Source organism: Kitasatospora sp. CMC57, assembly GCF_045866025.2.
Taxonomy (GTDB): Bacteria; Actinomycetota; Actinomycetes; order Streptomycetales; family Streptomycetaceae; genus Kitasatospora.
Map to the genome: position 1 here is coordinate 1,966,914 of NZ_AP035881.2, position 15,768 is coordinate 1,982,681.

Annotated in this window: 12 protein-coding genes; 2 read left to right on the forward strand and 10 right to left on the reverse strand. The window is 73.2% G+C overall.

Going from position 1 to position 15,768, the window contains the following annotated elements:
* Positions 1–28: 28 nt before the first annotated feature.
* The 3 genes from ACKUU6_RS08835 to ACKUU6_RS08845 all read right to left on the reverse strand — a co-directional run bounded on the left by ACKUU6_RS08835 (position 29) and on the right by ACKUU6_RS08845 (position 3,456).
* On the reverse strand, positions 29–262 hold the full coding sequence (locus ACKUU6_RS08835) for a helix-turn-helix domain-containing protein (protein WP_057240394.1): 234 nt from the start codon (positions 260–262) through the stop codon (positions 29–31).
* Positions 263–602: 340 nt separating this feature from the next.
* A complete protein-coding gene (locus ACKUU6_RS08840) occupies positions 603–2,201 on the reverse strand; it encodes an ABC-F family ATP-binding cassette domain-containing protein (RefSeq protein WP_407987927.1) in 1,599 nt (532 codons plus the stop codon).
* 337 nt (positions 2,202–2,538) lie between these two features.
* A complete protein-coding gene (locus tag ACKUU6_RS08845) occupies positions 2,539–3,456 on the reverse strand; it encodes a hypothetical protein (RefSeq protein ID WP_407987928.1) in 918 nt (305 codons plus the stop codon).
* 186 nt (positions 3,457–3,642) lie between these two features.
* On the opposite strand from ACKUU6_RS08845, the gene ACKUU6_RS08850 reads away from it, so the two are divergent.
* Together ACKUU6_RS08850 and ACKUU6_RS08855 are read left to right on the forward strand one after the other, a co-directional pair.
* On the forward strand, positions 3,643–4,524 hold the full coding sequence (locus tag ACKUU6_RS08850) for a neutral zinc metallopeptidase (RefSeq protein ID WP_407987929.1): 882 nt from the start codon (positions 3,643–3,645) through the stop codon (positions 4,522–4,524).
* A gap of 148 nt (positions 4,525–4,672) precedes the next feature.
* Entirely contained in the window at positions 4,673–5,746 is a 1,074-nt protein-coding gene (locus tag ACKUU6_RS08855) for a glycoside hydrolase family 26 protein (RefSeq protein ID WP_407987930.1), read from the forward strand.
* On the opposite strand, the gene ACKUU6_RS08860 is transcribed toward ACKUU6_RS08855, so the two are convergent.
* From ACKUU6_RS08860 to ACKUU6_RS08890, 7 genes are all read right to left on the reverse strand, one after another.
* Positions 5,723–6,880 (reverse strand): GNAT family N-acetyltransferase, encoded by a 1,158-nt coding sequence (locus ACKUU6_RS08860; protein ID WP_407987931.1) that lies wholly within the window; start codon positions 6,878–6,880, stop codon positions 5,723–5,725. The two genes, ACKUU6_RS08855 and ACKUU6_RS08860, sit on opposite strands and share 24 nt — an antisense overlap.
* Positions 6,877–7,599: a lipopolysaccharide biosynthesis protein gene (locus ACKUU6_RS08865; RefSeq protein WP_407987932.1), complete on the reverse strand. Its 723-nt coding sequence runs from the start codon at positions 7,597–7,599 to the stop codon at positions 6,877–6,879. Before ACKUU6_RS08865 ends, ACKUU6_RS08860 begins: the two co-directional genes overlap by 4 nt.
* 50 nt (positions 7,600–7,649) lie before the next feature.
* On the reverse strand, positions 7,650–8,831 hold the full coding sequence (locus ACKUU6_RS08870) for a glycosyltransferase (RefSeq protein WP_407987933.1): 1,182 nt from the start codon (positions 8,829–8,831) through the stop codon (positions 7,650–7,652).
* The gene (locus ACKUU6_RS08875) at positions 8,828–11,395 is read right to left on the reverse strand and encodes a lipid II flippase MurJ (protein ID WP_407987934.1); all 2,568 of its coding nucleotides are present in this window, start codon (positions 11,393–11,395) and stop codon (positions 8,828–8,830) included. Before ACKUU6_RS08875 ends, ACKUU6_RS08870 begins: the two co-directional genes overlap by 4 nt.
* Positions 11,392–12,711, reverse strand: a complete 1,320-nt coding sequence (locus tag ACKUU6_RS08880; protein ID WP_407987935.1) for an O-antigen ligase family protein — start codon at positions 12,709–12,711, stop codon at positions 11,392–11,394. Before ACKUU6_RS08880 ends, ACKUU6_RS08875 begins: the two co-directional genes overlap by 4 nt.
* 4 nt (positions 12,712–12,715) lie before the next feature.
* The gene (locus tag ACKUU6_RS08885) at positions 12,716–14,221 is read right to left on the reverse strand and encodes a sugar transferase (protein WP_407987936.1); all 1,506 of its coding nucleotides are present in this window, start codon (positions 14,219–14,221) and stop codon (positions 12,716–12,718) included.
* 334 nt (positions 14,222–14,555) lie between these two features.
* On the reverse strand, positions 14,556–15,731 hold the full coding sequence (locus ACKUU6_RS08890; protein ID WP_407992071.1) for a glycosyltransferase: 1,176 nt from the start codon (positions 15,729–15,731) through the stop codon (positions 14,556–14,558).
* Between the last annotated feature and the right edge of the window lie 37 nt (positions 15,732–15,768).

The following is a 15,768-nucleotide window of genomic DNA, read 5'->3' on the forward strand; positions in this document are numbered from 1 at the left end:
CGGCCGGGTCGGATATCCTGACGGTGCGTCAGGACCCGGCTGCGGCAGCCACCTTGCCCTTGCCACGCGTGGCACCACCGCGGCCTCGGAGGATCACTCCGGACTCGCTCAACATGCGGTGCACGAAGCCGTAGGAGCGGCCGGTCTCCTCCGCCAGCGCGCGAATGCTCGCCCCGGAGTCGTATTTCTTCTTCAGATCGGCCGCGAGCTTCTCACGCGCGGCACCAGTTACCCGGCTGCCCTTTTTCAGAGTCTCGGCCACCCGTGCCTCCTCGTAGCTTTGCTCGGTCAGATTCCCATGATCACCCATAGCCAGGCTCCTGGCCACCCATTCGACAAGGTCGATACCGGGAAGGCGCAGTCTGCCGGTCGTGATCGCTGCGCACAAGGGCGCTCACGCAGTGTGCTCACGCCCCCCGGCGATGCAGCTGACCGAAGGCGGTGGGGGGCGAAATTGCTGATCAGCGCGGGCGGGTCGGGAATGGACACGACTCCGCCCACGGGGAAACTCCTCAAACGGAATCCGGGACTCTCCCATTCCCGGATTCCGTCGGTGACCGGCTCGGCTACGCCAGAGAACCTACTCGGTGTCTACCGGACGGTCAGGCCAGCGCCACCAGATCCAGGTAGCCGGGGCTCCACAGGTCCTCGACGCCGTCCGGCAGCAGGATGATCCGCTCCGGCTGGAGCGCCTCGACGGCGCCCTCGTCGTGGGTCACCAGGACCACCGCGCCGGAGAAGGTGCGCAGCGCGCCGAGGATCTCCTCGCGGCTGGCCGGGTCGAGGTTGTTGGTGGGCTCGTCGAGCAGCAGCACGTTGGCGGAGGAGACCACCAGCGAGGCCAGCGCGAGCCGGGTCTTCTCACCGCCCGAGAGCACCCCGGCCGGCTTGTCGACGTCGTCGCCGGAGAACAGGAACGAGCCGAGGATCTTCCGGATCTGCACCAGGTCGGTGTCCGGAGCGGCGGAGCGCATGTTCTCCAGTACCGTCCGCTCCGGGTCGAGCGTCTCGTGCTCCTGCGCGTAGTACCCGATCTTCAGGCCGTGGCCGGGGGTCACCTCGCCGGTGTCCGGCTGCTCGACGCCCGCGAGCATCCGCAGCAGGGTGGTCTTGCCCGCACCGTTGAAGCCCAGGATGACCACCCGGGAGCCCCGGTCGATCGCCAGGCCGACGTCGGTGAAGATCTCCAACGAGCCGTAGGACTTGGAGAGGCCGGTCGCGGTCAGCGGCGTCTTGCCGCACGGGGCCGGGTCCGGGAAGCGCAGCTTGGCGACCTTGTCGGAGGCGCGGACCTGCTCCAGACCGGAGAGCAGCTTCTCGGCCCGGCGGGCCATGTTCTGCGCGGCGACGGTCTTGGTGGCCTTGGCGCGCATCTTGTCCGCCTGCGAGTTGAGGGTCGCGGCCTTCTTCTCGGCGTTGGCGCGCTCGCGCTTGCGGCGCTTCTCGTCGTCCTCGCGCTGCTGCTGGTACTGCTTCCAGCCCATGTTGTAGATGTCGATCTGGGACCGGTTGGCGTCCAGGTAGAACACCTTGTTGACCACGGTCTCGACCAGCTCGACATCGTGCGAGATCACGATGAAGCCACCCTTGTACGTCTTCAGGAAGTCCCGCAGCCAGACGATGGAGTCGGCGTCCAGGTGGTTGGTGGGCTCGTCGAGCAGCAGGATGTCCGAGTCCGAGAACAGGATCCGGGCCAGCTCGACCCGGCGGCGCTGACCACCGGAGAGGGTGTGCAGCTGCTGGCCGAGGATGCGGTCCGGCAGGCCCAGCGCGGCGGCGATGGTGGCGGCCTCGGCCTCGGCGGCGTACCCGCCCTTGGTGAGGAACTCGGTCTCCAGGCTGGCGTACTTCTTCATCGCCTTGTCCCGGGTGGCGCCCTGGCCGTTGGCCATCCGGTCCTCGTTCTCGCGCATCTTCTTCAGCACGGTGTCGAGGCCGCGGGCGGACAGGATGCGGTCGCGGGCGAGGACGTCGAGGTCGCCGGTCCGCGGGTCCTGCGGGAGGTAGCCGACCTGGCCGGTGCTGGTGACGCTGCCACCGGCCGGGATGCCCTCGCCGGCCAGCACCTTGGTGAGCGTCGTCTTCCCGGCGCCGTTGCGGCCGACCAGTCCGATCCGGTCGCCCGGGGCGATCCGGAAGTTGGCGGACTCGATGAGGACGCGGGCGCCGGCGCGCAGCTCCAGGGCGTTGGCGGAAATCATGGCTGTGGGAACTCCTGAGACGGGCGGGGCGGCGGGATGGGTGCGGGGCTGGGGTGAGGCGCCTCGGGCGCCGCTCGCCCGCTAATGCCCGGAGAGAACAGCCATGCGGCCCAGTCTACCGGCACCCGTCCAGAGCCTTTTCGGTGCAGGCCGCACCGCCGGGGCCGGGCTGTCGGCGGAGCCGCATCTCGGCAGAGCCCCGCGTCCTGGGTGGTGCCGCCCTATGCCCTGTCCGGGCGATCTTGCCGGATCAGCGTGCGTCCAGCCGGGCTGTGACATCAGCCGCTGGCGCGGCGGGTCCGGCGTCGCACGCCCGGCAAGATCGCCCGGACAGGGCCTAGTGGCCGGGGCAGCCCGGGGTGGGGTGGAGGGCGGCGAAGGGGACGGTGCAGGTGGATTCGGGGGTGGCCAGCTTGGTGTCGTAGGTGCGGGTGCCCAGGACGGGGCCGTCCTCGATGGCGACGCGCTGGTCGTCGAGGCGGCGCAGCTGCACGTTGGGGCCCGCGTCGAGCTGGAAGCCGCGGACGGAGAGGCGGAAGCCGGTGATGCCGCCGGGCAGCGGGTTGCCCGCGCCGTTGGTGCCGGTGCAGGTGCGGGGCACCAGGACCGCGTAGCCGGTATGCACGGCCCGCAGCGGGTCGTACGAACACCCGGCCAGCGGGCGGGAGTTGAAGCGGAGGTCGCCGTCGCTGTCGCGGAAGCCCATGGTCAGGGCGGGGGTGACCACCGCCACCCAGGTCTCCTCGCCGCCGACCGGGTGGAGGGCGGCTGCGGCGCGTCGGCCGGCCTCGGCGAGCTTCTCCGCCTCGGTCCGCTCGGTGCCCTCCTTGGCGTCCGTGCCGTGCAGCCACTCGGCCAGGCCGGGGACGGCCCGGTGCCAGCGGACCTCGTGGTCGCTGGGGCGGACCGAGGTGACCATGCCGTCGTCCCAGATCACCACGGCGTTCTCGCCGAGCGTCGCCTGGTGCAGTGCGGTGGCGCCCTCCCGGCGGTAGGACCAGAGGTGTTCGCCGGTCTGCCGGTCGAAGGCCTCCAGGCCGGGGCCGACCCGGAGCTCCAGGCCGGCGGTGGCCCGGGTCTGGGCGCTGACCGGGCTGGCGTCCCCGCCGGCCGCGGTGCCCGGCTTGACCAGGCGGTCGCCGAACGGGACCGGGCGGTTGGCGTGTGCCGCCGCACCTGCTCCCAGCACCACCAGGACGGCGAGCGCGGGCAGCACGGATCGGCGGGTGAGGGCACGCAGCGGCTTCCTGGACACGGGCGGAGCGTACCCAACCCGCGCGCCCTCCGTCAGCCAGGCGCAGCCGTGCCGACCCCCGCACGGCGGACCGCGCGGGCCCGGCCCGGGGGGCGGAAGCCCAGCTCGGCCACCTCGCGAGGGGTCCGGAGCACGGCTAGGGTGCGACTGCGGTCACTGGACGGACTGTTACAGAGGTGGTACGCGATGCAGTTCGACGACCAGGCGGATCTCGACACCTCGCAGGTGCGGGACCGGCGCGGGGTGCCCGGCGGGAGGGTCGCCCTGGGCGGCGGCGCGGTGGGGATCGTCGGGCTGGTCATCGCGCTGCTGCTCGGCGTGGACCCGTCCACGCTCGGGCTCTCGGACGGCGGCGGGAACACGGCAGGGCAGGCCACGGCGGGACAGCTGCAGGACACCTGCAAGAAGGGCTCGGACGCCAACCAGCGGCAGGACTGCCGGATGGTCGCTGTGGTGAACAGCGTGCAGAACTTCTGGCAGGGCGAGTTCACCCGCCGGGCGGGGGCGTACCAGCCGGCCGAGACGGTGCTGTTCACCCGTCAGGTGTCGACCGCCTGCGGGGCGGCGAGCTCGGCGGTCGGGCCTTTCTACTGTCCGGGTGATCGGAAGGCGTACTTCGACCTCGGCTTCTTCGACGAGCTGAGCAGCCGGTTCGGCGCCAAGGGCGGCCCGTTCGCGGAGGCGTACGTGGTGGCGCACGAGTACGGGCACCACATCCAGAACCTGACCGGGCAGCTGAAGAAGGCCGGCCAGGACCGGCAGGGGGCGAACAGCGGCTCGGTGAAGCTGGAGCTGCAGGCCGACTGCTACGCGGGGGTCTGGGCGTACGCCGCGACCCGGACGCCGCAGACCGGGACCGGACGCCCGCTGATCACTTCGCTGACGGACGCGGACATCGCGATCGGGCTGGACGCGGCCGCGGCGGTCGGGGACGACCGGATCCAGCAGCAGGCCCAGGGGCGGGTGAATCCGGAGAGCTGGACGCACGGGTCCTCGGCGCAGCGGCAGGAGTGGTTCACCACCGGCTACCGGACGGGTGACCTGGCCCGGTGCGACACCTTCGGGTGAGCGGGCGGCGGATGCGCGGCCTGCTGGGCCAACCCCCCGCGCCCGACCTACCACTATCGAGTGACATGAGGCTTTTCTGACGGTCTGTGGGATTACCGTCGTGCTTACGGGCCTGGACAGGCCCGCACGCCGTCCCGAGGAGAGACCCATGCGATTGGCCCGCCTGACGCTGGCCGCCGCCGCGCTGCTGTTGGTGACCACGGCGAGCGTTCCCTCCGGTACTCCACTGAGCCAGACCGAGCGGCACACCTTCCTCTCCTCGGACGCCATCGAACCGCGTGGTGCGGCCCCCCGTCCGGCCGTCCAACGGACCAAGCACGAACCGCCGTTCGGCGCCTTCGTCGGATCGTGGGACAACTACATCCCGAACATCGCCCGGATGGCCACCTGGCTGAACGGGGCCGACATGCAGGTCGGCCACACCTACCTGGCCGGCAACGGCTGGGGGGACGTCGAGGGCGACCCGGTGGTGCTCGGCCTCTGGTCGCAGTGGAAGCTGGCCGACCCGCAGCGCAAGCTGGTGCTCGGCGTGCCGATGCTGGTGCCGAACGAGAACAACATGCCGGACGCCGAGGTGGCCAGGCTGCTGGCCAGGGGGAACAAGGGCGAGTTCGACCTGCACTTCCTCAAGCTGGCCAGGAAGCTGGTCGCGCTCGGCGGGCAGGACACCATCATGACGCCGGGCTGGGAGATGAACGGCACCACCTACACCAGCCGCTGCAAGCCCGACCCGACGGCCTGGAAGGCGTACTGGCGGCGGATCGTGACGGTGATGCGCTCGGTGCCCGGGCAGCACTTCACGTTCGACTTCAACCCGACCCGGGGGCTGGACGCCATCCCGTGGACGCGCTGCTACCCGGGCGACGACGTGGTCGACATCATCGGCATGGACAGCTACGACCAGCCGGCCGGCGGCACCTTCGACGAGTACGTCTCCGAGCCGTACGGGCTGCAGGACCAGGTGGAGTTCGCCGCCAAGCGCGGCAAGCCGGTCTCGTACCCCGAGTGGGGGCTGTTCCGGAACGGCGACAACCCGGAGTTCGTCCGGCGGATGGTGGACTGGATGCGCACCCACGACACCGCCTACCAGACCGTCACCGACTACTGCCCGCACGGCTTCTGGCAGTGCGACCGGAACCCGAGGTCGAGTGCGGTGTTCCGGCAGCTGATGGCCGGGGCCAAGACCGCCGTCGGCCCGTCAGCTGCGCATCCGGGCCAGTAGTACCCGCTTCAGGCCGGGCAGCCTGGTGCGCAGCTGGTGTGCCAGGGCCTGCCTGACCAGCACCCGGACCGCCCGGGCGGCTGCCCACGGGGCGAGCCGGCCGGCGCCCAGTACCAGTCGCTGGTTAGGGAGTTGGTCCGGGCGCCAGCGCTGCTTGTACGGCTCCTGGCCGCGCAGCAGGCTGAGCACCGGGATCTCGGCGGCCCTGACCTCGTCCAGCGCGGCGCCGAACAGCAGACCTGCGATGTCGAGCCGCTCCCGCAGGGTCGGCTTGGCGCCGTACATGTACAGGCCGCCGAACGGCGGGCTGAGCAGCAGCAGGTTCACCGCGACCAACTCGCCGTCCAGGTAGAACCGGTGGACCGCGGCGCGGCCGGTGGCGACCAGGCCGGTGGTGGACTCGGCCAGGTGGGCGGCGAACCGTTCGGTGCGGTGCTCGGGGGTGACGCCACGGTCCTGCCACTGCTCGATGTGCAGCCGGAGCAGGCTCTCGACCGCCTCCGGCACCTCGGCCGGGGCGGCGCTGCGGACCTGGACGCCGGACTCGGCGATCTTGCGCTGCTTGACCCGGCTGCGCTGGGCGGTCTTGCCGGGCAGACGCTTGAGCAGCTCCTCCATCGGGACCGCGGGCAGGTACTGGCAGAGCGAGTCGGCGAACCGGTGCCGTCGGCCCGGCCACTGCCCGAACACCTGCTGGACGGCGGCCTCGGGACGGACCTCGCACAGCTCCAGCGAGTGCCAGGGGCGGGTGAGCGGCAGGGCGGCGGCCAGCTCGGCGGCGGCCCGGTCGGCGCAGGAGTCGTCCAGCAGGACATCGGTGAAGTCCACCAGGCCCGCGCCGAGGTTGGTCAGCCCGCCGAACGGGCCCCGGCGTTGCAGCGCGGCGGCGGCCACCAGCCGGTCGTCCCGGCGGACCAGCACCAGCACGAGGGCGCCCGGGCGGCCGTAGTGGCGCCACCAGGAGGCCAGCCAGGCGGCCGACTGGAAGGAGGTGGCGGCCGCGCAACGGGCCGTCAGGTCGTCCCACTCGGCGGCGATCAGGTCGAGCGCGTCGTCCTCCCGGCGGACCTCGGCGCGCCATCGCGGGGCACCGGTCTGGGCAGGAACCGAGCCGACGGAAACCTCGGTGGTCATCCCCGCCCCCCGGTCTGCTGCGGCTCCTTGGCCGTCGCCGCACGGCGCTTGGGGACCTCCGCCGGGACGGTGACGGCCGGTTCGGCCGGGGTCTCCACCGGGGTCTCGGCGGAGGCCCCGCCGGAGGTCTCGGCGGGGGTCTCAAGCTCAGGCCCGCCGGCCCTCTTCGGACGGCGGGTCATCAGCACCAGCGCGCCGAGCAGCAGCCCGCCGGCCGCGCCGACCGCGACGTCCAGCTCGGCGGACGGGGTGGCCGGACGGTCCGGTACGGCGGCTCCGGCCAGCGGGACCAGCTTGACGCCGGTCTCCTTGGTGCTCGTGTTGGCAAAGGCGATCAGCGACTTGGCCACCGCGTCGGCGGCCCGGGCGGCGTCGGCGCCCTGGCTTCCGGAGCCGGTGATCTCGATCACCGGGGCGTCCGGCGAGGTGGTGCCCCGGACCTGCTCGGCCAGGTCGTTGATGGTCCGGCCGGTCTCGGCCGCCGCGCCCGCGAGCACCTGCGGCTGGCCGGCCAGCCGGCCGTACGCCTGGGCGAAGTTGACGGCAGTGGCACCCTCCCCCGGCCCCTGCGGGACCACCACCACGTAGGAGTTGGCGGCGTAGCTCGGGGGCGAGACGGCGGCGTACCCGGCGCCCGCCATGGCACCCAGCGGGACGGCCAGCGCGACCGGCCACCAACGGCGGGTCAGGGTGCGTGCGCGCCTGCGCGGTTCGGACATGGGAAGCTCCTTGGCTAGAACGGACGGGATCAGGTTTCGGCCGGGCCGTTTCAGCGCGGCCGGGCGGCCACCGGCTCGCGCCGGCCCGGCGCCGGGCCCGGCACCCCGCCGAGGCGGTCGTAGAGCAGCGCCAGCCGGTCCGCGATCCGGGCGATGTCGTAGTGGGCGACCGCCGGGGGCTGGGGCAGCACGGCGGTGCGGCGGCTCCAGAGTTCGCACAGCGAGGTGGTGTAGGCGGCGGCCGTGGCGGGCAGCCGGACCGCCCCGGGGGCGGCGTCGGGGGGCAGCTCGTCGAGCGCCGGGCAGGCGCTGTGCCGGACCGGGAGACCGGCGGCCAGGCCCTCCAGCACGGTCAGGCCGAAGGTCTCCTCGGCTGAGGGAGCGGCCAACACGTCCATGGCGGTGAGCAGTTCGGGGACGTCGGAGCGCTCACCGGCGAGCAGCAACCGGTGCAGCACCCCGAGCTCCCCGGCCTGCCGGAGCAGCTCCGCCCGCTCGGGTCCGGCGCCGACCACCAGTAGCCAGGGCTCCCGCAGCGCCGGGTGCTGGGCACCCAGTCTGGTCAGCTCGGCCAGCACCTGGACCAGCAGCCCGAACTGCTTGCCCGGGACCAGCCGACCGACCGCGCCGATCACCCAGGCGGACTGCGGCAGGCCCAGCTCGGCCCGGACGCCCTGCCGCAGCGCCGCCCGGGAGGCGGTCGGCAGGCAGTACCTGGCGGTCTCGATCCCGTTCGGCAGCAGCTCGACGCGCGGCGCGGGCACCCCCCAGTCGTCCAGGGTGGCGGCGACCTGCCGGGAGACCGCGACGGTGGTCGAGCCGAGCCGTTCGGCGGCCAGGTAGAGCGCCTTGACGCCCGGGGTGACCGGGCGGCCCTCGATCACCGTGGCGTGCAGCGAGTGCTCGGTGGCCAGCACCCCGCGCACCCCGGCCAGCCGGGCGGCCAGCCGGCCGTACAGCCCGGCCCGGTAGAGGTGGGTGTGCACCAGGTCGTACCGGCCGTGCCGGATCAGGCCGGTGAGCCGGGGCAGCACCCCGAGGTCGCGGTTGCCGCGCATCCCGAGGTCGTGCACCTGGACGCCGCCGGCGCTCAGTGCGGCGGCCACCGTGCCCGGGTTGGTCAGGGTGGCCACCTCGCACCGGTGCCGCTCGGGCAGGTGCCGGAGGATCAGCTCCAGCTGGCGTTCGGCCCCGCCGGAGGCCAGCCCGGTGATCACGTGCAGGACCTTCACCGGCCGGCCCTCCCCGGGCGGCGCGAGCGCAGCGCGGTGAGCACGTCCCTGACCTGGTGCCGCCCGCGCTTGGCCCGCAGCCGCAAGGCGCCGTCCCGGTCGCCGACGTAGCTCCGGGGCAGGGCGTAGCGGCCGGTGAGCCCGCTGTGCTCGATCGCGCAGGCGTAGTCGTACCCGGCGTCCCTGACCGCGCGGGTGGCGGCCAGGTCGACCGCTCCGTACGGGTAACAGAAGCCGGTGACGGGGCCGCCGATCAGCTCCTCCAGGGCCCGCCTGCTCTCCCTGGTCTGCACCGCGAGGTCGGCGGCGGGCAGGCCGGGCAGGGCCCGGTGGCCGAGGCCGTGCGAGCCGATCTCCCAGCCGGCCCGCGCCAGTTCGGTCACCTGGTCGAGGGTCAGCAACTGCTTGCGCGGGCCCTTGACGTCCCAGCCGTTCTCGGTGCCGAGCAGGTCAGGCACCACGTACGCGGTCGCGGTGAAGCCGTGCTCGTGCAGCACCGGGACGGCGTACCTGGCGAAGTCGGCGTAGCCGTCGTCGAAGGACAGGCCGACGAGGTGGCCCGCCGTGCCCTCGGCCCTGGCCCTGAGCAGCTCACGGACGCTGACGCCGCGTCGGCCGGTGCGGTGCAGCCAGGCCATCTGAGCGGCGAACCGTTCGGGGCTGACGGTGAGCAGGTACGGGTCCTCCTCCTCGTCGGCCACCGAGTGGTACATCAGGATCCACGGGGCGCTCCGGCCGGTTCCGATCCGACGTTTGGTGCGGCCGACGGTTGCCTGCGCCGGGAGGCGCAACTGCTGGTCGGAGTCGACGTCCATGGGGCAGCTTCCCTTCAGCGGCCGAAGGTGGGGGGTGGGCTCTGGGGCCGGCGGGGCGGCGGCCGTCCGGGCCGGTTCGGACCGGGGGCGCGGGCCGGGGCCGAACCGGGCCAGGCCCCCCAGCAGCGGGTCACGGACCTCGGCCGCGCCGAAGGCGGTGCCGAGTGCGGCGAAGACGAGCAGCACCGTCATCCCGCCGACCAGGGTGGCCAGCAGCGGGGAGGCGGTCAGACCGTCGGCGAGGTAGCCGACGGCTGCGGCGCCCACCGCGGCCGCCAGCAGGCGGGACTGACCGGTGATCACCTTCGGCACCCGCAGCGCGATGCCGCGCAGCAGCAGCCCGCGGAGCAGCAGCCCTGCGGTGGTGGTGATCCCGGCGGCGTTGCCGGCGGCCAGCCCGAGGCCGCCGTAGTGCGGGGTGGCGGCCAGGCCGACCGTGACGGTGACCAGGAGACCGACCGCCATCGCGGCGACCGGGTACCAGTCGAGCCTGGTCACCCGGAAGCTGCGAGGGTCCTCGTCGGCCCGGCGGACCACCGGGCGGACCGAGAAGTACGGGCGCACCATCACGCCGATCAGCGCCTGGGCCGGCAGCCCGAAGCTGTAGACCCGGATCACCGCGGCGGTGGCGGCGGTGTCGTGGGCGGTGAACGCGCCGCGCTCGAACAGCAGGGCCACCACCGAGGGCGCACAGGCCATCAGGAACGCGGTGCCGACCAGCACCAGCGCGGTGGCCTGGCCGATGTCCTTCTCCACCCGGTCCCTGGCGGTCCGAAGGTCGCCAGCGGCGAGCGCGCGGGCGACCAGCGGGAAGGTGACGGTGCAGATCAGGATGGCGGCGGTCATCGCGAGCTGGGAGACCTTGGCCGCGTAGTTCAGGTGCGAGATGGTGCCCGGCGGCAGGCCCGAGCCGAGGTGGCGCTCGATGAATACCTGGGACTGCCGGGTCAGCGTGAAGCCGGCCACCGGCAGTATCGCCAGCGGGATCAGCACCAGCCCGGCCGGCCCGCCCCGGCGGGATCCGCGCGGCCTGCGGCGGCTCACCCGGAGCCGGCGCACGAACGGACCGACCAGCACCCCGGCCATCAGCAGACTGCCGAGGGCGACGCCCAGCGCGGCCGACCTGACCCCCCAGGCGCTGTGGCCGACCAGCAGGATGCCGAGGATCGCCAGGTTGTACGCGACGTAGATGGCGGCCGGGGCGGTGAAGCTGTGGTGGGCCCGCAGCGCGCTGCCCAGGTATCCCGCGACGCCGAACGGCAGGATGGTGATCGCCGTGATCCGGGTGCAGGTGACGGCCAGCCCGGGATCGACCAGGCCGGGGGCCAGGAACCTGACCAGTTCGGGGGCGCCGACGGCGGTCAGCGCCGAGAGGCCGCACAGCGCCAGCAGGAGCCAGGGCAGCGTGGCCCTGACCAGCTGCCGGACCGGGTCGGGGCCCTCGGGCTGCTCCTCGCGCAGCACCAGCGCCAGGCTGAACGCCGGGACCATCAGGAACGCCATCGCGTCCTCGATCAGCAGCGGCGCGGCGGTCTCCGGGACGGTCCAGGCCACCAGGAAGGCGTCGGTGCCCTGGTTGGCACCGAAGTACCTGGCCAGCAGCAGGTCGCGGAGCAGGCCGAAGGCGGACCCGGTGGCGGTCAGCAGCGCGGTGACGCCGAAGGCCTTGGCGAGGAAGTCACGCCGGGGCGCCGGGGGGCCCGGCGGGGCGGGCGCCTCGACCGTGCTGACGTGCTGGTCCGTGCTCATGTCCGGTCTGCCCCATCGGCGTTCGGGCCAGGCAGCGCCGTACGGGCGGCAAGGCCGAGGATCACCGAGGTGAGCACCGTGGTGGTCCCCCCGATATCGGCGTACAGGAAGTCCACCAGCACCCAGACCAGCAGGCCGAGCGCCGCCAACCTGGTGCCGTCGGCCGAACTACCCACCTGGCGCAGACAGTTGATCAACAGGGTGAGGAACAGGGCCAGGTAGGCCAGCACCCCGATCAGGCCCTGCTCGCTCAGCACCAGGAAGTACATGTTGTGCGGCGAGAGCAGCGGCTCACGGGTGAAGCCGATCTGCGAATCGGCCGCGTCGCTGCCCGAGGAGAGCCGCAACGGCGCGTGGCTGTCCCGTAGTTGCTGGAACGCCTTGGGGCCCGCGCCGGCCAGCGGGTGGTCCTGCCAGATCCGGCCGGCGGTGCCCCAGAGGTCGTAGCGGTCGGTGACCGACTGGTCCGGCGTGTCGGAGACCGCGCCGATGCTGGAGATCCGGTGGGTCACCCCCGAACCGCCGAGGCCGAGGCCGCCGAGCAGTACCACCGCGAGGGCGGCGGTCAGCACCGCGCCCCGGATCGCCAGCCGGGCGTCGGCGCGCAGCAGCACCACGGCGGCGGCGGCCGCGCAGGCGATCCAGCTGCCCCGGCTGAACGAGACCGCCAGCGGGAAGACCAGGAAGCCCGCGGCGGCCCAACAGCCGATCCGCAGACGGCGGTTGCCGCCAGGGTGACGCTCCCCCAGGGCCAGCGCCAGCGCGGCCAGCAGTCCGAAGCAGACCACCGTGGACATCGCCATGACGTCGAGCGCCCCGAAGGTGCCGATCGCCCGGATCGGCCGCCCGGTGTAGGAGGCGCCCGTCCCGGTCAGGAACTGCTTGGCGCCGACCACGCCCTGCACCAGCGCGGCCAGCACCAGGGAGCCGAGCACCAGTTGCTGGTCCCGCCGGTCGCGCAGCGAGCAGAGCACCCCGGCCGGCACCAGGACGAAGACCTGCACCAGCCGGACGAAGCCGGTGACGCTCGCGAGCGGGTCGATCGAGTGCACGGTGGCCACCGCCGCCGAGCAGACCACCGCGCCGAACAGGACACAGACGGTCCGGTTGAGCGCCGGGATCCGGCCGCGCAGCAGGCCGACGGCCATGGTGGCGACCAGCGCCAGCGAGGCCAGGTCCGCGGCGGTGACGTGCACGGCGGCGGTGACGTCCTTGTCGCCGGTCGGCACGCAGACCAGCAGTACGGTGGCGGCGGCCAGCAGACTGGGCCGGGCGGTCAGCCGCCGGGGTAAGGCGAGGGGCAGGGCGAGGGCCATCGGGTCAGCTTCCGTCCGGGTGCAGCATCAGGGCGGCGGTCCGGAACAGCAGCTTGACGTCGAGCCAGAGGTTCCAGCTCTCGATGTAGCGGTTGTCGAACCTGGCCCTGGCCTCGATCGAGGTGTCCCCGCGCAGGCCGTTGGCCTGCGCCAGCCCGGTCAGGCCGACCGGGACGCGGTGCCGGTCGGCGTACTCGGGGTACGCCTGGCTGAACCGCATGACGAAGTAGGGGCGTTCGGGCCGGGGGCCGACCAGGCTCATGTCGCCGCGCAGCACGTTCCACAGCTGCGGGAGTTCGTCGAGCGAGCTGTGCCTGAGGAAGTGGCCGACCCGGCTCATCCGGTGGTCCTGGGCGATGTTCCAGTGGGTCGCCGATTCGTGCTCGTTGGCGGGTCGCAGGGTGCGGAACTTCAGCAGGGTGAAGACCTTGCCGTCCAGCCCGGTGCGCTGCTGGCGGAACAGCACGCCGGGGCCGGTGTCGATCCGGACCGCGAGGGCGCAGACCGCCAGTACCGGGGAGACCAGCAGCAGGCCGAACAGGGCGGCGGTGATGTCCAGTGCCCGCTTCGCGGCCCAGCCGTGCCGACGCATCGCGGGGCGGTCGAGCTGGAGACAGGGGAAGCCCCAGAGGTGGTCGCCCCGGCTCCGGTCGGCCAGCGCGCCGTACTCGCGCAGGGCCGGCACCAGCCAGACCCGGCAGCCGAGCCGGGCGGCCTCGCGCAGCGCGGCGGCGGTCTCGGCCTCGTCGGCGGCGCCCTCGGTGGCCACCACGTGGTGCACCCGGTGGCGGCGGATCTCCCGCTCCAGAACCTCACGGCCACCGAGCACCGGGAGGGTGGCGTCCTCCGCGAGCAGCACCGGGTCGGGGTCGAGGAATCCGACCGGACGCAGCCCGTACTCCCGACGCTCCGTCAGGGCGGCCGCCACCTGCTGGCCGAGCTGCCCGGCGCCGAGCACCAGGACGGGGCTGGGACGACGGCGGCGGGCCTTGCGGAGCAGGTGGTAGACGAGGCCGCGGCCTACCGAGGCGAGCAGCAGGAAGGCCGCGACCAGGGAGAGCAGGCGCAGCGGGGTGACCGGGCCGCTGTCCGGCCAGTGGTCCAGGCAGGCGGAGAGCGTGACGGCGAAGGCCGTGGCGACCGTGGCCCGGGCGGCCAGGGCGGGGAACTCGTCCAGTGCGGAGAGGGTGAGCCGGTTCCGGTACAGGCCGCCGGTCAGGTTGAGCGGCAGCAGCAGCGGCAGCAAGGCGGCCGCGCCGAGCAGCGGACGCCCGGGGTCGGTGGCGGTCAGCGCGGCGGCGGCGCAGACCGCGAGGCCGTCGGCGGCCAGCAGTCCGGCCGGGTGGGCGAGCCGGGAGCGGAACGGCCTGCGGTGCCGCCCGATCGCCGGGGCGGACCTGGCCTGGACCGGGCGCCCGGGCGGGCGCCGGTCGAGGAGCTCGGTGGTGACCCGGCGGGAGGGCGGCAGGGGTTGTCCCGGCCGTGGCGCACTCTCGTGGTCAATGGTCATCAGCGCACGAACTCCCCTGCTGTGTACCCGCCTTGACGGGACACCCGGACCCGGAGTCGGACCGACGAGTAAATCCCGGCCGACGGATGCGGTCCAGGTAGCACCTGCTGCCACGGGCGGCATTCGGGTCATCCCGAGAACCGCACTCAGAAATGACTACGAAGCAGGCAAAATCAGACAATACCGAACGCTGGCTTGATTGCAGGAAGTTGACTTGCCATTTCATTCCACCCGCCCATTAATCAGACTTTCGGACTTTGAGCCCTCGGGTCACCCGGTCGAGATGCGAACACGGCAGCACCTTTGCGGCGAGCATTCACGGTCTGAGAAACGATCAGGACCGCCCTGGGACACGGGTGGCACGGCGCTCCGCCGCACGGGGGCCGGGAACGCCGTCTCGAAGGAGGTTTCGATAGAGCAGCTCCACCTGGCGCACCACCCCTCGGACATCGTGATGATCGGACATTCGTTCTCGGGCCAGCTGGCCGAGTCGTTCGCACTCGATTGGATCACTCAGCGCCCGTACGATCATTTGTGCGAGTGCCGCCGGATTCTCCGGCTCGACCAGGCCGGTGCCGAGCAGTGCGGGGGGCAGGCACTCCCGCGCGCCGGGCACGTCCGAGAGCAGCACCGGGCGGGCGGTGGCCATCGCCTCCAACGGCGCCAGCGCCATCCCCTCCCAGCGTGACGGCAGCACCACCAGATCGGCGGCGGCCAGCCAGGGCCGGGGGTCGGTGACGTCGCCCGCCAGCCGGACCCGGGCCGGGTCGGGGAGTTCACGCACCCGGTCGGCCAGCGCGGTGGCCTCCGGACCGCCGCCGACCAGGGCCAGCCGGGCCTGCGGCAGCTGCCCGGCGACCGTCGGCCAGGCGTCCAGCAGCACGTCCTGGCCCTTCTGGCGGCAGAGCCGGCCGACACAGACCGCGAGCGGGTCCTCCAGATCGAGGCCGAGCGACATCCGGGCGGCCCGGCGGGCGGCGGAGTCGGCGGGCGCGTGGTGCCGCAGGTCCACGCCGTTCGGGATCACCTGCCACCGGGCCGTCAGCCCGGCCGTCTCGCCGTCCTGCCGCTCCTGCGCACTGACGCAGAGCACCGAGCGCGCCCACCGGGTGGCGAACCGCTCCCACCGTAGGCTGGCCGCCGCCACCGGGCCCTGCACGGCGGCGAACGACCAGGCGTGCGGCTGGAACACGGTGGGGACGGCCCCCCTGACGGCCAGTCGGCCCGCGAGGCCCGCCTTGGCGCTGTGCAGGTGCAGCACGTCGGGGTTGGCGCCCCGGACGATCCGGCGCAGCCGCCACGCCTCCGCCAGGGTGCCCGGCCCTGGCGAGCGGCCCGCCGGCCAGTCCAGCACCAAGGCACCCGCGGCGGCCGCCTCGGCCGCCAGCCGTCCGCCGGCGGGGCAGGCCACCAGCACCCGGCAGCCCGCCTCGCGCTGGCCACGGACCAGATCGACCACCACCCGGGCGACTCCGCCGTCCACGGGCTGGGATACATGAAGGATCGTCATATGCACGGCCGCGAGCCTAGGTTGGCGCGTACGCTAC